The organism is Streptomyces sp. NPDC001068, assembly GCF_042897315.1.
GTDB lineage: Bacteria > Actinomycetota > Actinomycetes > Streptomycetales > Streptomycetaceae > Streptomyces.
Genome location: NZ_JBIAYD010000016.1, coordinates 73,828 through 94,244, shown reverse-complemented (window position 1 = coordinate 94,244; position 20,417 = coordinate 73,828). Strand labels below are relative to the sequence as shown.

The following is a 20,417-nucleotide window of genomic DNA, read 5'->3' as shown; positions in this document are numbered from 1 at the left end:
CGGGTGCGGCGGCCCCCTCCGAACGGCTCCCGCCGGGCTACGGGAAGACCGGCGTCCCGCCCTGCGTGAGCTTCCAGTTGGCGGCCGCGAACGCCGACGGGTCGATGGTGCCCTTCGCCGTGGCGTAGGCGACCATCAGGTCGCGGACCTGGTTGGGGGTGCTGTAGACGATCTCCGCCTCGGCGATGTGCGGATAGCCGGAGCCGCCGTTGGCGCGGTAGTTGTTGACGGCCACGACGAAGACCTGGTCGTCGGCGACCGCGGTGCCGTCGTAGCTGAGGTTCTTGATGCGCGAGCCCTCGGCGGCCGCGATGTCGATCTCGTAGTCGACGCCGGCCGCGGTGTCGTACATGTAGTCCCAGAAGCTGTTGGCGTTGGTGAGGGTGGCGGTGTCGACCGCGGTGCCGACCGGGACCTGGTGGTAGTACTTCGCCGCGTACTCCAGGTAGTCCTTGAGCTGGGCGCCGGTGAGCTTCTTGCCGTAGAGGGTGTTCTCGTAGACGTACAGGCCCGCGACGTCGCGGATCGTCACGTCCCCGGCCGGGATGACGGCCGTGCGGCTGAAGGGCGCGGCCACCGAGATCAGCGGGAGTGCGGCGTCCGCCGCCGACAGGCCCGCCTTCACACCCTCCATCTGGACCTGCTGGATGAAGTCGATGGCGGGCACGTCCTTCCAGCAGGCGTCCGCCGTCGACATGGTCTCGGTGCAGGTGCCGATCGCGGTGTTGACGTACTTGACCACCAACGCGTGGTCGGCGGTGAGGAGTTCGGTGATCCGCGGGTCCTCGGCGACCGTGTTGCTGTTCAGCGTGGTGGCGGTCTTCCTGGTGACCTTCCAGGAGCCGCGCACGTGCTCCAGCTCGAAGTCGAAGCGGGAGAGGCGGTAGCCGTAGCAGTACGGCTCGGAGAGCAGGACGTCCTCGCCGGTCTCCGCGTTCTTCACGGTGTACGTCGGGACGTCGACGTGGGTGTGGCCGACGAGGATCGCGTCGATGCCGGGCACCTGCTCGGCGACCAGGTTCGACGCGTTCTCCACGTAGGGGAGTTCGTCGCCCCACGAGGTGGAGCCGTCCAGGCCCGAGTGGTCGGTGAGGAAGACGACGTCGCAGCCGAGGGCGCGCAGCCGGGGCACGTACTTCTTCGCCTGCTCGACCAGGCCGGTGAAGGCCATCTTCCCGGAGACGTTGTCCTTGTCCCACAGGGCGATGCCCGGGTTGGTGAGGCCGAGGATGCCGACCTTGATGTCCGGGCCGTGCGGGACCTTGATGTGCTTGACGGTGTAGGGCCGGAAGGCGGGCTGCATCGTCCTGGCGTCCAGCGCGTTGGCGCCGAGCAGCGGGAAGTCGCACTGCTTCTCGAAGGTGCGGACGGTCTCGATGCCGTAGTTGAACTCGTGGTTGCCGAGGGCGGCCGCGTCGTAGCGCATCTCGTTCATGGCGATGGCCATGGGGTGCTTGGGGCCGCGCTTGCCGTTCTTGCCGGTGATCGGGTCGACGCTCGCGAAGTAGGAGGCGAGCGAGGTGCCCTGGATGATGTCGCCGGCGTCGACCAGCAGCACCCGGTCCGCGCCCCGCTCCTTGCGGATGTTCTTCACCAGGGTGGCGATGCGCGCGATGCCGTAGGTGTTGCCCTTGGCGTCCACCGGAGCCGCGTTGGTGTAGTAGTCCCAGTTGAAGACGTGGCTGTGCAGGTCGGTGGTGCCCAGGATGGAGAAGCTCCAGGTCTTGGGCGCCTTCGGGGGCTTGGCGTGGCCGTGGCCGCGTTCGGCGGCCTCGGCGGTGCCGGCTCCGACGGTTCCCGCGACGGCCACGGCCGCTCCGGTGACGGCCGACTTCTGCACGAACTCACGGCGGTTCATGGGATTGAGGGGCATTCAGGGCTCCTGGAAGGGCGGTACGGACGGGAGTTGCGTGCGGGAGGCGGCGGGCTACCCGCGTAGATGCTGACCCTCACCCGTTACCGGCGTAACCACGGACAGCCCAAGGGCCGGTCAAGGATTCCCAAGACCGGCCCAAGTCGAGCTGCCAGGCGGCTCATTACAGGAACGAGTTGATCTCGATCGTCTCGTTGCGGCCCGGGCCCACGCCGATCGCGGAGATCGGGGCGCCGGACATCTCCTCCAGCGCCTTGACGTAGTTCTGGGCGTTCTTCGGCAGGTCCGAGAAGGACTTGGCCTTGGTGATGTCCTCGGACCAGCCGGGCAGCGTCTCGTAGACCGGCTTCGCGTGGTGGAAGTCGGTCTGCGAGTACGGGAGTTCCTCGACGCGCTTGCCGTCGATCTCGTAGGCGACGCAGACCGGGATCTGCTCCCAGCCGGTGAGGACGTCCAGCTTGGTGAGGAAGAAGTCGGTCAGGCCGTTCACCCGGGTCGCGTAGCGGGCGATCACCGCGTCGAACCAGCCGCAGCGGCGGTCGCGGCCGGTGGTGACACCGCGCTCGCCGCCGATCCGGCGCAGCGCCTCGCCGTCCTCGTCGAACAGCTCGGTCGGGAACGGACCGGCGCCGACGCGGGTCGTGTACGCCTTGAGGATGCCGATGACCCGGCTGATCTTCGTCGGGCCCACGCCGGAGCCGGTGCAGGCGCCGCCGGCCGTCGGGTTGGACGAGGTGACGAAGGGGTACGTGCCGTGGTCGATGTCCAGGAGCGTGCCCTGGCCGCCCTCGAAGAGGACGACCTTGTCCTGCTCAAGGGCCTGGTTGAGGATCAGGACCGTGTCGGCGACGTACGGGGCGAGCTTGTCCGCGTAGGTCAGCAGCTCCTCGACGACCTGCTCCACGGCGATCGCGCGCCGGTTGTAGAGCTTGGTGAGCATCTGGTTCTTGACGTCGAGGGCAGCCTCGACCTTCTGGGTCAGGATCGACTCGTCGTAGAGGTCCTGGACCCGGATGCCGACGCGGTTGATCTTGTCCGCGTAGGTGGGGCCGATGCCGCGGCCGGTCGTGCCGATCTTGCGCTTGCCGAGGAAGCGTTCCGTCACCTTGTCGACGGTCACGTTGTACGGCGTGATGATGTGCGCGTTGCCGCTGATCATGAGCTTTGACGTGTCGACGCCACGCTCGTTCAGACCGCTCAGCTCGGAGAGCAGGACCGACGGGTCGACGACGACGCCGTTGCCGATGACCGGAACACAAGTAGGCGAGAGGATTCCGGAAGGAAGGAGGTGGAGCGCATACTTCTGGTCGCCGACGACGACCGTGTGGCCGGCGTTGTTGCCACCCTGGTATCGCACCACGTAGTCGACGGAGCCGCCTAGCAGATCCGTCGCCTTTCCCTTGCCTTCGTCACCCCACTGAGCACCGAGCAGCACAAGTGCGGGCACGCGCGTACACCCCTTCCGGGCGGGGCATGTCCAAGGTCAGGGGCGTACGCGTAAGGTTCGTCGCCGCGTACCACCGCGACCGTCGTTGGCCGCACAACCGTCGGACCGGATGCCCCGGAATAGACGAAGCCCCTGGCGCAACAGCGCAAGGGGCTCTTGCACAGTGATGCTACCCGAGGAAGCGAGGCACGACCGAGGTGGCGACTTTCGCGACGTCCGATCAGCTGCTGGTGATCATCGATCCGGCGGCACGGCAGACGGACGGCGAATCCGTACGGATCGCGAAAGACGTGCTCAGCGCGGGTGCGACCACGAAGGTGTGTCTGCCGGAGAGCCCCGAGGAATTCGCCCGGGTACTGGCTCGCAGGGGGTCGCGACGGCCGGTGGTGGTGGGCGACGACGGCGCGCTGATCCGTGCGGTGACCTTTCTGCACCGGCAGCGCGAGCTGGCCGGATGTGTGCTGTCCATGGTCCCCGTGGGCGGCGCGCTGGGCGTCGCGCACGCGCTGGGGGTGCCCACGGGTGCGGTGGCCGCGGCACGGACGGTCCTGGACGGCGTGGAGCGGCGCATGGACCTGCTGGTCGACGACAGCGACGGGGTGGTGCTGGGCGCGCTGCGCATCCCGCCGCTGGCGGCGGTGGCGGAGGCCGGGGAGCCGGCCGCCGCGCGGGGGTGGCTGCGGCCCTACCAGACGCTCGTACGGTCCCTGTCCGCCCGCCCGGCACCGGCCGGGCCCCGCCCCGGGCCGACGCGGCTGCGGGTCGAGGTCGACGGGGAGACGGTGGTGGACCTGGACCAGCCGGTGGAGGGGATCTCCGTGACCCCGGGAGGCCTCGACGGGCTGGCCGAGGTGGAGGTGCGTCCGGCGTCGGTGGGCGCGGAGGCGACGCCGGTACGGGCCACCGGACGGACGGTGACGGTGACGGGCGCGGACTTCCGGTACCGGGCCGACGTGGGCGTGACCGGACCGGTGCGGCGACGGACCTGGCGGGTGGTCGAGGACGCCTGGGGCCTCACGGTGCCGGGCGGTTCGTAGCGCCGGCTCCACGGACCGGTCACGCGGCTCCCTCGCGCCCCTGACGGGGTTCGTGGTAACCGGGTCAGGGCCGCCCAGCCACGACGCTCCCGCGGGTACGTACGCACCTGCGGCCCGGTGGTGGGCCGGTCGCGCAGTTCCCCGCGCCCCTGACGGGGCTCGTGGTGGGCTGGGCCCGCAGTTCCTCGTGCCCCTAGCGGGGCTGCTCGGTGCCGAACCGTTCCGCGCGGTGGACCCGCCAGCGCTCCATCATCCGGGCGATCTCCTCGTCCACGAACTCGAAGAACGCGAGCGTCTCGGCCATCCGGCGGCCCGCCGGGGAGTCCGCGCCGAGGCTGGTCACGCCCTCCCGCAGCGCCCCCTCCCACCGCTTGATCACGGCTTCCCGACTGGTCAGGGCCTCGTACCACTGGTCGCTGTGCACCCGGTACCGCTCCCGCCGGGAGCCCGGCTCGCGCTCGCGGGCGATCATGTGCTGCTGGGCCAGGTACCGCACTCCGCCGGACACCGCGGCCGGGCTGACCTGCAGCTGCTCCCCCAGTTCCGCCGAGGTCATGGTGCCCGGGTCGGACGACAGCAGGGCCGCGAAGATCCGGGCCGGCATGCGCTGCATCCCGGCCTCGACGAGCTGGGCCGCGAAGCTCTCGACGAACTTCGAGACGGCCTCCTGATCGCGTCCCGCCGCATCCGTGGTCATGGTCACCAGCCTAGCCGGGGTTTCCGTTCTTCCTTAACTTCACAAATTTCTGAAGGAAGCGTACGTTCTGAACCATGACGAAGGCAATCACGGTCGCCGGGCTCCACAAGTCCTTCGGCCGCACCCGGGCCCTGGCCGGCCTCGACCTGGACGTCGAGGCCGGCGAGGTGCACGGCTTCCTCGGCCCCAACGGCGCCGGGAAGTCCACCGCCATCCGGATCCTGCTCGGCCTGCTGCGGCCCGACTCGGGCGCCGCCCGCATCCTCGGCCGCGACCCCTGGAAGGACGCCGTGGCGGTGCACCGCCGGATCGCCTACGTCCCCGGGGACGTGACCCTGTGGCGCAACCTCTCGGGCGGCGAGGTCATCGACCTCTACGGCCGCCTGCGCGGCGGCCTCGACGCCCGCCGCCGGGCCGACCTGCTCGACCGTTTCGAGCTCGACCCGACGAAGAAGGGCCGTACCTACTCCAAGGGCAACCGGCAGAAGGTCGCCCTGGTCGCCGCGTTCGCGTCGGACGTGGACCTGCTGATCCTGGACGAGCCGACCTCCGGCCTGGACCCGCTGATGGAGGAGGTCTTCCAGCGCTGCGTCGAGGAGGAGCGCGACCGGGGCCGCACGGTCCTGCTTTCCTCGCACATCCTCAGCGAGGTGGAGGAACTCTGCGACCGCGTCAGCATCATCCGCAACGGCCGTACGGTCGAGTCCGGTTCACTCACCGACCTGCGTCATCTCACCCGGACCAGCGTGACCGCGGAACTCGCCGGGCCGCCGAACGGGCTGGCCCGCCTCCCCGGCGTCCACGGCCTCGACGTGCAGGGCCACCGGGTCCGCCTCCAGGTGGACACCGAGCAACTCACCGCCGTGCTGGGCTCGTTGGCCCAGACCGGCGTCCGCTCCCTGACCTCCACGCCCCCGACCCTGGAGGAACTCTTCCTCCGCCACTACGCGGACGAGGCGGTCACCCGATGACGACCCTCAGCGGCACCGGCACACTCCTGCGCCTCGCGCTGCGCCGCGACCGCGTGACCACTCCGGTCTGGATCGCGGTGAACGCGCTGATGGTCCTCTCCATGCCGAACACGCTGAAGACCCTGTACGGCACGGAGTCCGAACGCACCGACCTGGTCCGCCAGTTGCAGACCAACGCCTCCTTCCGGGCACTGATAGGCCCGCTCCACGACACCTCGCTCGGCGGTCTGACCGCATGGCGGGTCGGCGTGTACGCCGGTGTCCTGGCGGCCGTCACCGGCCTGCTCGTCGTCGTACGCCACACCCGCGAGGAGGAGGAGACCGGCCGGGCGGAACTGCTGGCGTCCGGCGCGGTGGGCCGCCGGGCGGCGCTGACGGCGGCGCTGCTGGCGGCGGGGGCCGCCAACGCCGTGCTGGCCCTGGTCGTCGCCGTGGGTCTTGCCCCGCAGGGCGGTGCCGGAGCGCTGTCCCTCGGGCTCGGCCTCGGCGCCGTCGGCATGGTCTTCGCCACGACGGCGGCGGTCGTGGCGCAGCTGACGGAAAGCGCGCGGCCGGCCCGTGGCCTCACGTCGGCGGTACTGGGCGCGGCCTTCGTGCTGCGCGCGGCGGGCGACTCGGCGAGCCGCGACGGATCGTCACCGCTGACCTGGCTGTCGCCGCTGGGCTGGCTGGAGAACCTCCGGCCCTTCGGCGGCGAACGCTGGTGGGTACTGGGGCTCTTCACGGCCGCGGTGCTGGTGCAGGCCGGGGTGGCCTACGTCCTGGCCGGCCGCCGTGACCTGGGGATGGGCTTCTTCCCGGCCCGTCCGGGCCCGGCCACCGGGGCCCTCGGCTCGGCCGCCGCGCTCGCCTGGCGGCTCCAGCGGGGCGGGCTGCTCGGCTGGTCGCTCGGCTTCTTCGTGTCGGGCGTCGTCTTCGGCGGGCTGGCGCAGGACGCGGCCGACCTGGTCGGGGAGAACGACAACGCCCGGGAGATCTTCGAGCGGATGGGCGGGCACGGCGCGCTCACCGACGCGTTCCTGGCCTCGATGACCGGCATGCTGGGCCTGGTCGCGGCGCTGTACATGGTGTCGTCCGTGCTCCGGCTGCACGCGGAGGAGACCTCCGGTCGCGCCGAACCCCTGCTCGCCGCCCCGGTGGGACGGCTGCGCTGGGCGGCCGGTCACCTCACGGTCGCCCTCGGCGGATCGGCCCTGATCATGCTGCTGGCCGGACTGGGCTTCGCGGTCGGCTACGGCAAGGAGGTCGGCCCGGTTCTCGGCGCCTGCCTGGTGCAGCTGCCGGCGGTCTGGGTGATCGGCGCCCTGGCGCTGCTGCTGTACGGGGTCGCGCCCCGACTGGCCCCGACGGCCTGGGGAGTGGCGGTGGCGGTCCTGCTGATCGGCTGGGTGGGCCCGGCCCTCAACGCGCCCCGGATCGTCCTGGACCTCTCCCCCTTCGGCCACCTGCCGAAGCTGCCGGGCGGGGGGATGGAGTGGGGGCCGGTGCTGAGTCTGCTGGGGGCGGCTGCGCTGCCGGCCTCCCTCGGACTGGCGGCACTTCGACGCCGGGACGTGACCGCCTGACAGCAGACCTTCAGTCGACGTACTGCTTGAGTTCCTCGGTGCCGAGGGCGATACCGACGGGATCGGGGAGACTGACCTTGCCCCCGAGCTTCACCACGTGGATGTCCTGGTACCCGTCCTCCGGGTCCGGGTTGCTGTGCACGAGGACCGACAGGTTGTCCCGGTCGATGAGCAAGTAGACCGGGATACCCGCCTCGGCGTAGGCGCGGGGTTTCTCCACCCGGTCCCGGTTGTGGGTGTCCGAGTCGTACGACGTGACCTCCACGACCATCAACACCCCACGGGTATCGGCCCAGTCCCCCTGCCCCGCGAAGTGCCCCACGGGTGCGAGGACAGCATCGGGCCGGGCCCGGCCCCGGCGATATGCCTCCACCTTCAGACCCTGCGTCGGATTGAGATCGAGCTCCGGCCGAGCCTGCATGCATTGGCGGATCAACCACATGATGATCGATCCGTGGTCGCCGTTCGTCACCTTCTTGACCCCGATCCGCCCGTCGATGAATTCGAGCCTGACGGCGTCGTCCACGCGCTCGGCGAATTCAGCGATCCGATCGAACACGTCCACCGACATCTGGGACGAGGTGCGCTCTGCCATAACCGTCATAGTGCCTCCCTTCGCAGGCAAGCACCAGCTTGACCCGTCACTCGTGATCGGCCGTCGGAATCGGTCAGTGATCAGCCGAACGGGTGATCACTCGACGCGGACACTCAAGCCTTCCAACCCCCGGATCACGAAGTTCGGCTTCCGCTTCGGCTCCGCCGCCAGGGTCAGCGTCGGGGCCTTCGCCAGCAGGGCCGTCATCGAGGCCGCCAGCTCGATGCGGGCCAGCGGGGCGCCGATGCAGTAGTGGATGCCGGCGCTGAAGGAGATGTGCGGGTTGTCGCGTCGGGTCAGGTCGAGTTCCCCGGGGTGGTCGAACACGTCCGGGTCGTGGTTGGCGGAGCCGAAGAGCATCGCGATCTCGGCGCCCCTCGGGATCGTGGTGCCGTCGATCTCGATCTCGTCCAGCACCCAGCGCTCGAAGAGCTGGAGCGGGGTGTCGTAGCGCATCAACTCCTCGACGGCCGTGGGGACCAGGGAGTGGTCGGCGCGCAGGGCGGCGAGCTGGGCGGGGTTGCGGAAGAGGGCGTACCAGCCGTTGACCGTGGCGTTGACGGTCGCCTCGTGGCCGGCGTTGAGCAGCAGCACGGCGGTGGAGATCATCTCCTGCTCGGTGAGCCGGTCGCCCTCGTCGTGCGCGGCGATCAGCCCGGAGATCAGGTCCTCGCCCGGTTCCGCGCGCCGCGCGGCGATCAGCCCGTGCAGGTAGTCGGAGAACTCCACCGACGCCCTGACGGCCCGGGCGGCCGTGTCCTCGGAGGGGTTCAGCTCGTACATGCCGCAGATGTCGGCCGACCAGGGCCGCAGCGGGGCCCGGTCCGCCTCCGGGATGCCCAGCATCTCGGCGATGACGGCGACGGGGAGCGGTTCCGCGACGTCGGCGAGCAGATCGCCGCCGCCCCGCTCGACCAGGCCGTCGACCAGCTCACCCGCGAGTCCCGCCACGTACGGCTTGAGCCGCTCGACCGTGCGCGGGGTGAACGCCTTCGACACCAGGCGGCGGATGCGGGTGTGGTCCGGGGGCTCGAGATCCAGCATGCCGTGGTCGTTGAGCGTGTGGAACGGCTCGTGCTCCGGCGGCGGTGCGGTGCGCCCGAACTCCTCGTGGCTGAACCGGTGCTGGTACGTCCGCCCCAGCCGCCGGTCCCGCAGCAGCGCCGAGACGTCGGCGTGGTGCGGGACCAGCCACTGGTCGGTGGGCTCGTAGTACCGCACCCGGCCCCGGGACCGGAGCTCGGCGTAGGCGGGGTACGGGTCGGCGAGGAAGTCCGGGTCCCAGGGGTCGAAGGCTGCCATGGACGGACGTTAGACCGCCGCCCACCCTTCTGACCAGGGGTGTCCGGGTGAGCCGGGTTCAGCGGCCCTGGGGTGCCAGGGACTGCGGCTGTTCGGTGGGGTACAGGCCGCGCTGGCCGCCCACGACCTCCGGGTCGAACATGACGATCGCTCCGGCCAGGACCAGGGCCATGACCGGGCCGGCCAGCATGATCAGGAGGAAGGACAGCAGGCTCGTCGAGGACTGGCCGCCCGTCTGCATCTGCGAGACGTGCACGCTCACCGCGGCCATGCCGGTGTAGTGCATGGTGGACACGGCCGCACCCATCACGAGGCCGGCTCCGACGGTCGCCCAGACGGCGCTGATCGACACCGCGGCCCAGAGCGCGGCGGTCGCTGCGATGACGGCGATCACCACGGAGAGGACGACGACCGTGGTGTCGTATTCCACGGTCCCGCCGGTGTGCATCGCGCTCATGCCGAGGTAGTGCATGGCCGCCACCCCGAGACCGGTGACGATGCCCGCGGTTGCCAGGGTGGCGGGGCCGGAGCCCCGGTAGCCGACCAGGAAGACGCCTCCGGCGACCACCAGGATGGCGACGACGAGGCTCAGCAGCGTCCTGCCCGCGTCGTAGCTCACCCCCGTGCCGTCGACGCTGAACCCGATCATCGCGATGAAGTGCATGGTCCAGATGCCGCAGCCCAGGGAGACCGCCCCGAGGGCGAGCCAGCCCAGCCTTTTCTCACCGCGGCGGCGGCCCATCGAGCGGGTGGTGCAGCGCAGGGCCAGCACGGAGCCGAGAAACGCCATCAGGTAGGCGACTATCGGGGTTACCAGGCCATAGTGGAATTCGGACACGTCAGCGGTCATCGCGGGCAACTTTCCTCGCGCGAAACGGGGACGACGACACTTCTGCAGAAACGATTCGGCAGAAGTGGAGGAATGGGGGGAGGGCAACAGGAGGCGGGAACAAGCCACCTGGCCGATTCCTTCACCATTCAAACACAACACCATCGCTCCGTGTCCACACCCGTACCCCTTGCGATCGAATCGCAACAACGACCTTGCTGGTGGCATGTGCACCCCGGCGCGGCCCGGAGAACCCGCGGGGGACGGCGAAATCGGATTGCCCCCGGCAGGCGGGATCCCCTTGGCTGGGCGGCATGACCGAACTGGGCACCGACCGCCTCGTCCTGCGCCACTGGCGTGATTCCGACCTCGGGCCGTGGGCGGAGATGAACGCCGATCCCGAGGTCCGCGAGCACCTGGGCGATCCACTCACCCGCGAACAGAGCGACGCCTCCGTGGCCGCGTTCCGGGCCGAGTTCGACCGGCGGGGCTACGGGTGGTGGGCGGTCGAGGTGCGGGCGACGGGCGGGTTCATCGGCTTCGCCGGCCTGGACGCCGTGGACGACGGCATGCCGTTCACCGGAGTGGAGATCGGCTGGCGGCTGGCCCGTCCGGCCTGGGGCCGGGGCTACGCCACCGAGGCCGCGCTCGCCGTGCTGGCCCACGGCTTCGACGCCCTCGCGCTGCCCGAGATCCTCGCCGTCACCACCGCCGCCAACCTCCGTTCGCGGGCGGTCATGCGGCGGATCGGCATGACCCGGAACCCCGCCGACGACTTCGACGATCCCACCGCGCCGCCCGGGCCCCTGCGCCCCAGCGTGCTCTACCGGCTCGCCCGGCCGCACCGCGACACTCCCTGACCCGGGGGCAGCACCGCGACACCCCCTGGCCCGGGGGCCGCACCACGACAGCCCTCAGCCCGGGGTCACCAGCCGGGCCTCGTAGGCGAAGACGGCGGCCTGTGTGCGGTCCCGCAGGCCCAGCTTCACCAGGATGCGGCTGACATGGGTCTTGATGGTCGACTCGGCCACCACCAGGCGTCCGGCCATCTCCGCGTTCGACAGGCCCTGGGCGATGAGGACCAGGACCTCCGTCTCGCGGTCGGTGAGGTCGCCGTAGGCCGCGTGGGCCGTGGGCATCAGCCTCGGGGTGCCGGAGAGCTTGGCGAACTCCGTGATCAGACGCCTGGTGACCGTGGGCGCGAGCAGGGCCTCGCCCGCCGCCACGATCCGGACTCCGTCGGCCAGTTGCCGGGCGGAGGCGTCCTTCAGGAGGAACCCGGAGGCACCGGCGCGCAGGGCCTGGTACACGTACTCGTCCAGATCGAAGGTGGTCAGTACCAGGACCTTGGCCGTGCCGTCGAGGGCCACGATCTCCCGGGTCGCCTCGATGCCGTTCAGCTCCGGCATCCGGATGTCCATCAGGACCACGTCCGGGGCGAGTTCACGGACCCGGTCCACCGCCTCACGGCCGTTGACCGCCTCGCCGACGACCTCGATGTCCGGCATCGCGTTCAGCAGCACCGAGAAACCCTCGCGCACCATCATCTGGTCGTCGGCGATCAGCACCCGGACGGTCATGCCTCGTCCTCCGCGGGAGGGGCGACCGGCAGGAAGACCGTCACCTCGTAGCCGCCGTCGCCCGTCGGGGCCGCCGTCATCGCGCCGTTCAGCATCGACACGCGCTCCCGCATGCCCGTGATGCCGTGTCCGGCGCCGGGAGAGGGTTCGAGAAGGGCCGGCCGGGGCGGTGGCCCGTTGACGACACGGAGCCCCAGACCGCCGATCACGTAGCCGATCTCGACGCGGGCACTCGCTCCCGGCGCGTGGCGCAGGGTGTTGCTGAGCGCCTCCTGGACGATCCGGTACGCCGACAGCTCGACGCCCTGCGGGAGTTCGCGGACCGCGCCGGTCACCCCCTTGTCGACGCTCAGGCCCGCCTCCCGCACGTTGGCGAGCAGTGCGTCCAGGTCGGCGAGGGTCGGCTGGGGGGCGTCGGGGGCCGCGTCGTCCTCGGCGCGGACCACACCGAGGACGCGGCGCAGCTCGGTGAGGGCCGCCACCGCGTTCTCCCGGATGGTGACGAACGCCTTCTCCAGCTCAGGCGGCGGGTTCTCCACCCGGTAGGGGGCCGCCTCCGCCTGGATGGCGACCACGGACATGTGGTGCGCCACCACGTCGTGCAGTTCGCGGGCGATGGTGGTCCGCTCCTCGAGGAGCGTGCGCCGGGACCGTTCGTGCGCGGTCTCCGACTGCTGGGCGGTCACCGTCTGTTCGGCCTCCCGGCGGATCTGCCGGATGCCGACGGTCAGCAGGGCTATCGCCGAGACGACCAGCATCGGGCCGACGTCGTTGCTGTAGTGGTTCCAGCCGAGGGCCGAGACGAAGGAGAAGCCGTAGAACGCGGTGATCACCCACATCCAGGCCGCCGTGCGCGGACGGGTGCGGGCCGCGACGACGGTGAGCACCACCAGGTGGGAGATGAAGTTGCCCGCGGTCCACGGCCAGTCGTCCCAGGAGCTGCTCAGCAGGGTGCCCAGCCAGGTCGCGACGAGCGACAGCCAGAAGGCGGCCACCGGGCGCGCCAGGGTGAGCAGGACCGGGGCCAGCGCGACCAGCCCGGCCGGCAGCGCCCCGGCCGATCCCGGCGAACGGTCCGCGACGGCCACCAGCAGGGCCAACCCGCCCGCGGCGGCCACCACGATGTGCGGGGCCCACACCGCGTACCGCCGCGTGCGCGCGGACAGGCGGCGGAGCCGCCCTTCGCCGCTCAGCGGGGGCAGCGGGCGGTAGGCGAAGGCGTCCTGGAACAGGTCCCGCCGCAGCCTGCCCAGGGCGTCCAGCGCGGCCCGGACCTCCGGGCTGCGCGGTTTGTACGGCTCGAAGGCACCGTCCGGCGGTTCCGGCGGCATCGCCTGTGCGTGGGTCGTCTCGGTCACGTACACGACGTTATGCGGCGGCCGGGACCGCCGTCGTCACCTGTGAGACGGGTTCCCGGGCATCCGTCTCAGGTACTACGGCCACCGGCCACGGGCCTCACCAGGCCAGTTGGGCGATCTCCTCCGCCACCACCGCGCAGGCGTCCGCCGCCGGGTCGATCAGCGGGAAGTGGCCCACGTCCTCCAGCAGGGTCAGGCCCACCACCTCGCCCGCCTTCGCCGACGCGTCCGCGTAGGACTCGGCGACCGCCTGCGGGACGACGTCGTCCGTGCGGCCCTGGACCAGGGTGGTCGCGATGCCGGTCGGCAGCAGCAGCGCCGGGTCGGCATAACGCTGGCGGTCGGTGAACTCGTGGCTCCCGCCGAGGAGTTGGAGTGCCGCGTGGCCGCAGACCTCCAGCTTCTCCGCCATCGCGAAGTCGGCGATCGGGGCCAGCGCCACCACGCCCCGCAGCGCCGCCGGGCCGGACGTCCGCCAGGGGGCGTCCTGCGGCAGGACGTGCCGGGCCGCCGCCCACAGCGCCAGGTGGCCGCCGGCCGAGTGGCCGGTGAGGACGGTGCGGCGCAGGTCCGCCTGGGGCAGCGCCTCGCGGGCCAGCGCGGGCAGGGCGTCCAGCGCGGCCGCGATGTCGTCGAACGTGTCCGGCCAACGGCCGGCCACCGGCCCCGAGTCGCCCGGCGCGGGATCCGTCGCACCGCGCCGGTACTCGACGTTGGCCACCGCGAAGCCGCGCCGGGCCAGGAAGTCGGCGAAGGGGGTGAGGTGGCCGCGGTCGTACGGGGTCCGCCACGCGCCTCCGTGCAGGGTCACGACCAGCGGGGCCACGGTCTCGCCACCGCGCGGGACGTAGAAGTCGATCACCTGGTCGGGGTGGTCGCCGTAGGCCGCCGTGGCGTCGGGCGCGACGTGCGGGTGCGAGAAGGCCGACTCCTCCTCGGCTGCGGCCCGTTGTGCTGCGGCGTCGTCCGGCATGCTCCAACCTCTCAGCGGCGTAATCACATTGGCGGACCAGGTGGGGAACTCGGCCGTTGGCCGGGACGGTATCAGGCCGGTGACGTGCGGCGACACGTGGATGTCACGCACGGTGAGGATTAAACGGTTCTGTACCGTCCCGGCCCTTCCCGGCCGGGTCGCCGTATCCGCTTGTCGACTCGCCCGAGGGTCCTAGACGGCCTCCGCCAGCACCCGCGCCGCCCGTTCCGCGTCCGCGAAACCGACGTAGAGCGGGGTGAAGCCGAAACGGAGCACGTCGGGATGGCGGAAGTCCCCCACCACGCCGCGCTCGATCAGCCGCCTCATCACGTCCCCGGCGTCCGGGCAGCGCAGCGCGATCTGGCTGCCGCGCTCCTCGTGCCGCACCGGGGTCACGCACTCGACGCGGCCCGCCGGCAGGTACGCCTCGACGCACTCCAGGAAGAAGTCCGTCAGCGCCAGGGACTTGGCGCGCACGGCGGCCACCGACACCCCGTCCCAGACCTCCAGCGCCGCCTCCAGGGCCAGCATGGAGAGGATGTCCGGGGTGCCGACGCGGCCGCGCACCGCGCCCGGGGCCGGTTCGTACTCCGAGCGCATCCCGAACGGCTCGGCGTGCGAGTTCCAGCCGGGCAGCGGGGAGTCGAATCGGTCCTGGAGGTCGCCGCGGACGTACAGGAACGCCGGTGCGCCCGGACCGCCGTTCAGGAACTTGTAGGTGCAGCCGACCGCCAGGTCGACCCCGTGCTCGTCGAGGCCGACCGGCAGCGCGCCCGCGCTGTGGCACAGGTCCCAGACGGCCACGGCGCCGGCCGCGTGGACCGCGCCGGTAAGGCCGGGGAGATCGTGCAGCCGGCCCGTGCGGTAGTCGACGTGGTTCAGCAGCACGGCGGCGGTGCGGTCGCCCAGCGCGGCGGGCACCTCCGCCGGGGTCACCGGCCGCAGCACCCGGCCCGTCAGCCGGGCCGCCGACTCGGCGATGTAGCCGTCGGTGGGGAAGGTCGTCGCGTCCACGAGGATCTCGTCGCGCCCCTCCCCCGCCAGCCGTACCGCACCGACCAGGGCCTTGAAGACGTTGACGCTGGTGGAGTCGCCGACCACGATCTGTCCGGCGGCGGCGCCGACCAGCGGGGCGATCCGGTCGCCGATCCGCTCCGGCGCCGTCCACCAGCCGCTCTCGTCCCAGGACCGGATGCGCAGCTCGCCCCACTGCCGTCGCACGACGTCCTCGACCCGGCCGGGCACGTGCGCGGGCAGGGCGCCCAGCGAGTTGCCGTCCAGGTACACCACCTCGTCGAGGACGAACCGGGAGCGCACCCCGGCCAGCTCGTCCGCCGCGTCCAGCTTCTCCGCGCGCAGGGGCAGCTCAGACATGGGACCTCGCCGTCCACAGCTCGGGGAACACGTTCTTGCGGGCCCGCTTCTCCAGCCAGGCGACGCCGGCCGAACCGCCGGTGCCGGGCTTGGCGCCCATCGCGCGGCGGGTGGCGACCAGGTGGTCGTTGCGCCAGCGCCAGACCAGTTCGGCGACATCGGTGAGCGCCTCGCCGAGACGGGCGAGGTCGGCGTCCCCGTCACCCGAGTAGACGGCCGTCCAGGCGGCCTCGACCGCGTCCGAGGGGTCGTACCGCCCGGACACGTCACGGTGCAGCACCGCGTCCGGCACGGGGTGTCCGCGGCGCGCGAGCAGCCGCACCACCTCGTCGTACAGGCTCGGCTCGTGCAGGGCCTTCTCCAGTTCCGCGTGGACGCGGGGCGCGCCGCGGTGCGGGACCAGCATGGACGTGGACTTCTCGCCGAGCAGGAACTCCATCCGCCGGTACATCGCCGACTGGAAGCCGGAGCCCTCGCCGAGGGCGGAGCGGTAGGAGTTGAACTGGGCGGGGGTGAGCTGGCCGAGCGGCCGCCAGGAGGCGTTCAGCGCCTCCAGTTCCCGGGTGGAACGCTTCAGCGCGGCGATCGCGGTGGGAATGTCGTCACCGCGCAGCGCCGCCGAGGCCGTCTCCCACTCGTGGACGATGACGGTGAACCACAGCTCCATGACCTGGGTCGTGACCAGGAAGACCATCTCTCCGGGATCGTCGGAGAGGGTGTGCTGGAGGTGGGTGAGCACGTCCGCCTTGACGTAGTCCTCGTACGGCGTCGTGCCGGCGAAGTCAAGATGCGGGGTCTCGGGCTCCGAAGCCTCGTGCGGCTGAGCCTGACGGGACATCGCTGTCTCCTGTTGTGTACTCCGGGTAGCGGTCCGCCCCTGCCGTTCTCGACACGGGGGCCCCGGTCCCCACCCGCATCTTCCGCAACGTAACCCGCACCCGGCAAGCCCCGCCCGCTGCCGGACGTGCCACACCGGCGGCCACCGGCCCCGTTCACCCGGCCGGACCACCGCGGTCCGCACCGCGCGGCCGGCGGCGGGACGCGGGCACCGGCGGCCGCGGTGGCAGACTGGCGCCATGACGACGCACAAGAACCTGCTCGGCGGCCCGGAGCCGACCTACCTGCCCGAGAACGAGGAGGCGTACCGCCTGCTCGGCGAGGAGAAGCTGGCCCCGGCCGAGGTGGCGGCGAGGTTCCCGACCTTCTCGCCGGCCTGGGCGATGCTCGCCGACGACGCGTTCGAGCGCGGCGCGGTCATCGAGTCGTACGCCTACGCGCGCACCGGTTACCACCGCGGGCTGGACGCCCTGCGCCGGGCCGGCTGGAAGGGCCACGGCCCCGTGCCGTGGGACCACCGGGCCAACCGCGGCTTCCTGCGCTGCCTGGCCGCGCTCGGCCGGGCCGCGGGCGAGATCGGCGAACAGGACGAGTACGAGCGGTGCCGGCAGTTCCTCAAGGACAGCAGCGCGGAGGCGTACGCGGAACTCGCGGGCTAGCCACCGCGGCGGTCGGGCGGGCAGCCGGGCGCGCGGTCGGGCGCCCGGCCGGCCTAGGGCCGGCCCTCCGCCTCCAGTGGGGGCGCGACGACGTTCCCGTGGGTGCGGCACTCCGGGCGGACGCAGCCCGGAGCCGGTTTGCGGACCAGCGCGAACGCCAGGGCCGAGCCGGCCACCAGCACCCCCGCGCAGATCGGCATCGCCCGGTCGAAGGCCGCGTCGAACCTCACCGCCGACCGGTAGGCCTCCGGGCCCATACCGGCGAGCAGCGGCAGGGCCGCCACCGCGATCAGGCTGGCCGCACGCGCCGCCGCGTTGTTGATGCCGCTGGCGATACCCGCCCTGGCCGTGTCCACGGAGGCGAGGACCGAGGCGGTCAGCGGGGCCACCAGGGTGACCATGCCGGCGCCCATGACCACGACCGCCGGGAAGACGTCCGTCAGGTAGTTCGCGTGCTCGCCCACCCGGAGCATCAGCATCATCGCCGTGGCGCACAGCAGGGGTCCGACGGTGAGCGGCAGCCGTGGCCCGATCCGGTCGGCCAGCGCGCCCGAGCGTGCCGAGAAGAGCAGCATCAGGACGGTCGAGGGCAACAGGGCGGTGCCGGCGGCCAGCGCCGAGTAGCCCGCCACCACCTGGAGTTGGAGCGCGGTCAGGAAGAAGTAGCCGCCGAACGCCCCGTACACGCACAGGGTGACCACGTTCAGCGCGGTGAACTGGCGGGAGCCGAAGATGTCCAGCGGCAGCATCGGGTCCTGGCGGCGCTTCTCGACGAACACGAAGGCCACACCGGTGGCGAGGCCCGCGAGGGCGAGCAGCGACGTGGTGCCGGCCTCGATCAGCGCGTAGGTCACGAACCCGAGGGTGAGCGCGGCCAGTACCGCGCCGAGCACGTCGAACCTGCCGTGGGCCCGGCCGTCGGTGGACTCCGGGACGTGGCGCAGGGCGACCGGGACGCAGAGCAGGGCCAGCGGGACGTTCAGCAGGAACACCCAGCGCCAGCCGGGACCGTCCACCAGCCAGCCGCCCAGGAACGGGCCGACGGCCGCGCCGATGCCGCCGAAGCCGGACCACAGGCCCACCGCCTTCGCCCGGTCGTCGGGATGGAAGGAGGCCTGGATGAGGGCGAGGGACCCCGGGGTGAGCAGGGCCCCGCCGATGCCCTGGAGGGCGCGGGCGGCGATCAGGACGATGTCGTTCGGCGCCAGGCCGCACAGCAGCGAGGCGGCGGCGAACCAGACGACGCCGAGCACGAAGATCTTCCGGCGGCCGAACTGGTCGCCCAGCGAGCCGCCGAGCAGGATCAGGCCGGCCAGCGTCAGCAGGTACGCGTTGACCGTCCACTGCAGGGCCGAGAGGCTGGTGTCCAGGTCACGGCCGATGCGGGGCAGCGCGACATTGACGACGGTCGAGTCCAGCAGCGCCATGCTCGAGCCGAGGACGGTGGTGAACAGGATCCACTTGCCCTGTGCGGAGGCCAGCCGTACGTCAGGCATGGTTCCAGGTATACAGCGGACCCGGTGCTGTAGCACCGGGTCCGCCGAAAACGCGACGTGTCCGTAGTACGACGGACACGCGAACGCCTTACTTGATCTTGTTGCCCGCCGAGCGCAGGTGCTGCGTGGCCTCGACGACGCGCGCCGCCATGCCCGCCTCGGCCAGCTTGCCCCAGGTGCGGGGGTCGTAGGTCTTCTTGGAGCCGACCTCGCCGTCGACCTTCAGGACACCGTCGTAGTTCTTGAACATGTGGTCGGCGACCGGACGGGTGAAGGCGTACTGGGTGTCGGTGTCCAGGTTCATCTTCACGACGCCGTTCTCCAGCGCGGTGGCGATCTCCTGCTCGGTGGAGCCGGAGCCGCCGTGGAAGACGAAGTCGAACGGCGACGCCTTGCCGAACTTCGCGGCCACGCCGTCGGCCAGCTCCTTCAGCAGCTCCGGGCGGAGCACGACGTTGCCCGGCTTGTACACGCCGTGCACGTTGCCGAAGGAGGCGGCGAGCAGGTAGCGGCCCTTCTCGCCCAGGCCCAGGGCCTCGGCGGTGCGGATCGCGTCCTCGACGGTGGTGTAGAGGGAGTCGTTGATCTCGTGCGAGACGCCGTCCTCCTCGCCGCCGGTCGGGGTGATCTCGACCTCGAGGATGATGTTGGCCGCGCGGGCCTGCTCCAGCAGCTCCTGCGCGATCGCCAGGTTGTCCCCGAGGGTCTCGGCGGAGCCGTCCCACATGTGCGACTGGAACAGCGGGGTCAGGCCGGCCTCGACGCGCTTCCTGGAGATCGTGATCAGCGGACGCACGTAGGCGTCGAGCTTGTCCTTCGGGCAGTGGTCGGTGTGCAGCGCGATGTTGACCGGGTACTTCTCGGCGATGACGTGCGCGAACTCGGCGAGCGCGACCGCGCCGGTCACCATGTCCTTGCTGTACTGGCCGCCGAGGAACTCGGCACCACCGGTGGAGATCTGGACGATGCCGTCGCTCTCCGCCTCCGCGAAGCCGCGCAGCGCAGCGTTCAGAGTCTGGGACGAGGTGACGTTGATGGCCGGGTAGGCGAACTTGCCTGCCTTCGCCCGGTCGAGCATCTCGTTGTAGACCTCGGGGGTTGCGATGGGCATCTGTCCGCTCCTTGGGTGTGCGGGTCGGCGTACTGCGGTTTCTCTACGGCCCTGACCTAGACCTTGAGGCACGACGTCATCGTCGTCCCCATCTTTCCAGACATGCACCGATGCTCCGGGCGTCGGTGGGATCCGTGTCAATCCCACCCGTCGACCGGGTGTCAGTCCAGACCCAGTTCATCCTTCGAGAAGGCGAACAGGTAGGGCACACCCGCGCCCTCGCGGATCTTCTCGTCGGCGCCGGTGGCCCGGTCGACGATGGTCGCCACGGCGACGACCTCGGCACCGGCCTCGCGCACCGCCTCCACGGCGGCGAGCGGGGAGCCGCCGGTGGTGGAGGTGTCCTCCACGACCAGGACGCGCCGGCCCCTGATCTCCGGCCCCTCCACCCGGCGCTGCAGACCGTGCGCCTTCGCCGCCTTGCGGACGACGAAGGCGTCGAGGCGGCGCCCGCGCGCGGCGGCCGCGTGCAGCATCGCGCCGGCGACCGGGTCGGCGCCCATGGTGAGGCCGCCGACGGCGTCGTACTCCAGGCCGTCGGTGAGGTCGAGCAGCACCTGGCCGACCAGCGGGGCGGCGGTGCCGTCGAGGGTGACGCGGCGGAGGTCGACGTAGTAGTCCGCCTCCAGCCCCGACGACAGGGTCACCCTGCCGTGCACCACGGCCTTGTCCTTGATCTGTTGCAGCAGCTCAGCGCGCACGTCCGTCATGCC

The 20,417-nt window shown here is 71.5% G+C and carries 19 protein-coding genes; 5 read left to right on the top strand and 14 right to left on the bottom strand.

From position 1 onward, the window contains the following. Positions 1 to 37: 37 nt before the first annotated feature. Positions 38 to 1,873, bottom strand: coding sequence for a bifunctional metallophosphatase/5'-nucleotidase (locus ACFY3I_RS37090; RefSeq protein WP_390865397.1), 1,836 nt, complete (start codon positions 1,871 to 1,873; stop codon positions 38 to 40). 163 nt (positions 1,874 to 2,036) lie between these two features. Then, positions 2,037 to 3,320 carry an adenylosuccinate synthase gene (locus ACFY3I_RS37085; protein WP_365286696.1) on the bottom strand — a complete coding sequence of 428 codons (1,284 nt, stop codon included), beginning with the start codon at positions 3,318 to 3,320 and terminating at the stop codon, positions 2,037 to 2,039. A 197-nt stretch (positions 3,321 to 3,517) separates the two neighbouring features. Here ACFY3I_RS37085 and ACFY3I_RS37080 point away from each other — a divergent pair, with 197 nt between their 5' ends. After that, positions 3,518 to 4,357, top strand: coding sequence for a diacylglycerol kinase family protein (locus ACFY3I_RS37080; RefSeq protein WP_390865396.1), 840 nt, complete (start codon positions 3,518 to 3,520; stop codon positions 4,355 to 4,357). 193 nt (positions 4,358 to 4,550) lie between these two features. Here the strand turns inward: ACFY3I_RS37080 and ACFY3I_RS37075 are convergent, their stop codons facing one another. Next, positions 4,551 to 5,054: a MarR family transcriptional regulator gene (locus ACFY3I_RS37075; protein ID WP_365286700.1), complete on the bottom strand. Its 504-nt coding sequence runs from the start codon at positions 5,052 to 5,054 to the stop codon at positions 4,551 to 4,553. A 74-nt stretch (positions 5,055 to 5,128) separates the two neighbouring features. On the opposite strand from ACFY3I_RS37075, the gene ACFY3I_RS37070 reads away from it, so the two are divergent. Continuing rightward, positions 5,129 to 6,025, top strand: a complete 897-nt coding sequence (locus ACFY3I_RS37070) for an ATP-binding cassette domain-containing protein (RefSeq protein WP_390865395.1) — start codon at positions 5,129 to 5,131, stop codon at positions 6,023 to 6,025. After that, positions 6,022 to 7,590, top strand: a complete 1,569-nt coding sequence (locus tag ACFY3I_RS37065; RefSeq protein ID WP_390865394.1) for an ABC transporter permease — start codon at positions 6,022 to 6,024, stop codon at positions 7,588 to 7,590. The genes ACFY3I_RS37070 and ACFY3I_RS37065 overlap by 4 nt, the downstream gene beginning before the upstream one ends. 10 nt (positions 7,591 to 7,600) lie before the next feature. Here ACFY3I_RS37065 and ACFY3I_RS37060 read toward each other — a convergent pair whose 3' ends face one another. The 3 genes from ACFY3I_RS37060 to ACFY3I_RS37050 all read right to left on the bottom strand — a co-directional run bounded on the left by ACFY3I_RS37060 (position 7,601) and on the right by ACFY3I_RS37050 (position 10,337). Then, on the bottom strand, positions 7,601 to 8,194 hold the full coding sequence (locus tag ACFY3I_RS37060; RefSeq protein WP_365286706.1) for a Uma2 family endonuclease: 594 nt from the start codon (positions 8,192 to 8,194) through the stop codon (positions 7,601 to 7,603). Between the two features lie 87 nt (positions 8,195 to 8,281). Further along, positions 8,282 to 9,487: a cytochrome P450 gene (locus ACFY3I_RS37055; RefSeq protein WP_390865393.1), complete on the bottom strand. Its 1,206-nt coding sequence runs from the start codon at positions 9,485 to 9,487 to the stop codon at positions 8,282 to 8,284. A gap of 58 nt (positions 9,488 to 9,545) precedes the next feature. Then, positions 9,546 to 10,337, bottom strand: a complete 792-nt coding sequence (locus tag ACFY3I_RS37050; RefSeq protein ID WP_390865392.1) for an MHYT domain-containing protein — start codon at positions 10,335 to 10,337, stop codon at positions 9,546 to 9,548. A gap of 293 nt (positions 10,338 to 10,630) precedes the next feature. Here ACFY3I_RS37050 and ACFY3I_RS37045 point away from each other — a divergent pair, with 293 nt between their 5' ends. Then, a complete protein-coding gene (locus tag ACFY3I_RS37045) occupies positions 10,631 to 11,176 on the top strand; it encodes a GNAT family N-acetyltransferase (RefSeq protein WP_365286711.1) in 546 nt (181 codons plus the stop codon). A 54-nt stretch (positions 11,177 to 11,230) separates the two neighbouring features. On the opposite strand, the gene ACFY3I_RS37040 is transcribed toward ACFY3I_RS37045, so the two are convergent. The 5 genes from ACFY3I_RS37040 to ACFY3I_RS37020 form a co-directional block, all read right to left on the bottom strand. Further along, positions 11,231 to 11,896: a response regulator transcription factor gene (locus ACFY3I_RS37040; RefSeq protein ID WP_365286713.1), complete on the bottom strand. Its 666-nt coding sequence runs from the start codon at positions 11,894 to 11,896 to the stop codon at positions 11,231 to 11,233. Beyond that, positions 11,893 to 13,254 (bottom strand): sensor histidine kinase, encoded by a 1,362-nt coding sequence (locus tag ACFY3I_RS37035; RefSeq protein WP_390865391.1) that lies wholly within the window; start codon positions 13,252 to 13,254, stop codon positions 11,893 to 11,895. Before ACFY3I_RS37035 ends, ACFY3I_RS37040 begins: the two co-directional genes overlap by 4 nt. Positions 13,255 to 13,351: 97 nt before the next feature. After that, entirely contained in the window at positions 13,352 to 14,227 is an 876-nt protein-coding gene (locus tag ACFY3I_RS37030; protein ID WP_390865390.1) for an alpha/beta hydrolase, read from the bottom strand. Between the two features lie 192 nt (positions 14,228 to 14,419). Beyond that, positions 14,420 to 15,601, bottom strand: coding sequence for a kynureninase (gene kynU, locus ACFY3I_RS37025; RefSeq protein WP_390865389.1), 1,182 nt, complete (start codon positions 15,599 to 15,601; stop codon positions 14,420 to 14,422). After that, complete coding sequence (locus ACFY3I_RS37020; RefSeq protein ID WP_365286721.1) at positions 15,594 to 16,439, bottom strand: tryptophan 2,3-dioxygenase family protein; 846 nt, start codon at positions 16,437 to 16,439, stop codon at positions 15,594 to 15,596. The genes kynU and ACFY3I_RS37020 overlap by 8 nt, the downstream gene beginning before the upstream one ends. A gap of 238 nt (positions 16,440 to 16,677) precedes the next feature. Here ACFY3I_RS37020 and ACFY3I_RS37015 point away from each other — a divergent pair, with 238 nt between their 5' ends. Continuing rightward, the gene (locus ACFY3I_RS37015) at positions 16,678 to 17,097 is read left to right on the top strand and encodes a DUF3151 domain-containing protein (RefSeq protein ID WP_365286723.1); all 420 of its coding nucleotides are present in this window, start codon (positions 16,678 to 16,680) and stop codon (positions 17,095 to 17,097) included. A 53-nt stretch (positions 17,098 to 17,150) separates the two neighbouring features. Here the strand turns inward: ACFY3I_RS37015 and ACFY3I_RS37010 are convergent, their stop codons facing one another. The 3 genes from ACFY3I_RS37010 to pyrE form a co-directional block, all read right to left on the bottom strand. Then, positions 17,151 to 18,593, bottom strand: a complete 1,443-nt coding sequence (locus ACFY3I_RS37010) for an MFS transporter (protein WP_390865388.1) — start codon at positions 18,591 to 18,593, stop codon at positions 17,151 to 17,153. A gap of 88 nt (positions 18,594 to 18,681) precedes the next feature. After that, complete coding sequence (fbaA, locus tag ACFY3I_RS37005; protein ID WP_390865387.1) at positions 18,682 to 19,704, bottom strand: class II fructose-bisphosphate aldolase; 1,023 nt, start codon at positions 19,702 to 19,704, stop codon at positions 18,682 to 18,684. Positions 19,705 to 19,865: 161 nt separating this feature from the next. Next, complete coding sequence (gene pyrE / locus ACFY3I_RS37000; RefSeq protein ID WP_365286729.1) at positions 19,866 to 20,414, bottom strand: orotate phosphoribosyltransferase; 549 nt, start codon at positions 20,412 to 20,414, stop codon at positions 19,866 to 19,868. Positions 20,415 to 20,417: the final 3 nt, after the last annotated feature.

Excerpts from the sequence above, each read along its gene's own strand:
- ACFY3I_RS37090 (WP_390865397.1), bottom strand. The coding sequence starts at position 1,873 with ATGCCCCTCAATCCCATGAACCGCCGTGAGTTCGTGCAGAAGTCGGCC.
- ACFY3I_RS37075 (WP_365286700.1), bottom strand. The coding sequence starts at position 5,054 with ATGACCACGGATGCGGCGGGACGCGATCAGGAGGCCGTCTCGAAGTTC.
- ACFY3I_RS37070 (WP_390865395.1), top strand. The coding sequence starts at position 5,129 with ATGACGAAGGCAATCACGGTCGCCGGGCTCCACAAGTCCTTCGGCCGC.
- ACFY3I_RS37065 (WP_390865394.1), top strand. The coding sequence starts at position 6,022 with ATGACGACCCTCAGCGGCACCGGCACACTCCTGCGCCTCGCGCTGCGC.
- ACFY3I_RS37060 (WP_365286706.1), bottom strand. The coding sequence starts at position 8,194 with ATGACGGTTATGGCAGAGCGCACCTCGTCCCAGATGTCGGTGGACGTG.
- ACFY3I_RS37055 (WP_390865393.1), bottom strand. The coding sequence starts at position 9,487 with ATGGCAGCCTTCGACCCCTGGGACCCGGACTTCCTCGCCGACCCGTAC.
- ACFY3I_RS37050 (WP_390865392.1), bottom strand. The coding sequence starts at position 10,337 with ATGACCGCTGACGTGTCCGAATTCCACTATGGCCTGGTAACCCCGATA.
- ACFY3I_RS37045 (WP_365286711.1), top strand. The coding sequence starts at position 10,631 with ATGACCGAACTGGGCACCGACCGCCTCGTCCTGCGCCACTGGCGTGAT.
- ACFY3I_RS37040 (WP_365286713.1), bottom strand. The coding sequence starts at position 11,896 with ATGACCGTCCGGGTGCTGATCGCCGACGACCAGATGATGGTGCGCGAG.
- ACFY3I_RS37030 (WP_390865390.1), bottom strand. The coding sequence starts at position 14,227 with ATGCCGGACGACGCCGCAGCACAACGGGCCGCAGCCGAGGAGGAGTCG.
- kynU (WP_390865389.1), bottom strand. The coding sequence starts at position 15,601 with ATGTCTGAGCTGCCCCTGCGCGCGGAGAAGCTGGACGCGGCGGACGAG.
- ACFY3I_RS37020 (WP_365286721.1), bottom strand. The coding sequence starts at position 16,439 with ATGTCCCGTCAGGCTCAGCCGCACGAGGCTTCGGAGCCCGAGACCCCG.
- ACFY3I_RS37015 (WP_365286723.1), top strand. The coding sequence starts at position 16,678 with ATGACGACGCACAAGAACCTGCTCGGCGGCCCGGAGCCGACCTACCTG.
- ACFY3I_RS37010 (WP_390865388.1), bottom strand. The coding sequence starts at position 18,593 with ATGCCTGACGTACGGCTGGCCTCCGCACAGGGCAAGTGGATCCTGTTC.
- fbaA (WP_390865387.1), bottom strand. The coding sequence starts at position 19,704 with ATGCCCATCGCAACCCCCGAGGTCTACAACGAGATGCTCGACCGGGCG.
- pyrE (WP_365286729.1), bottom strand. The coding sequence starts at position 20,414 with ATGACGGACGTGCGCGCTGAGCTGCTGCAACAGATCAAGGACAAGGCC.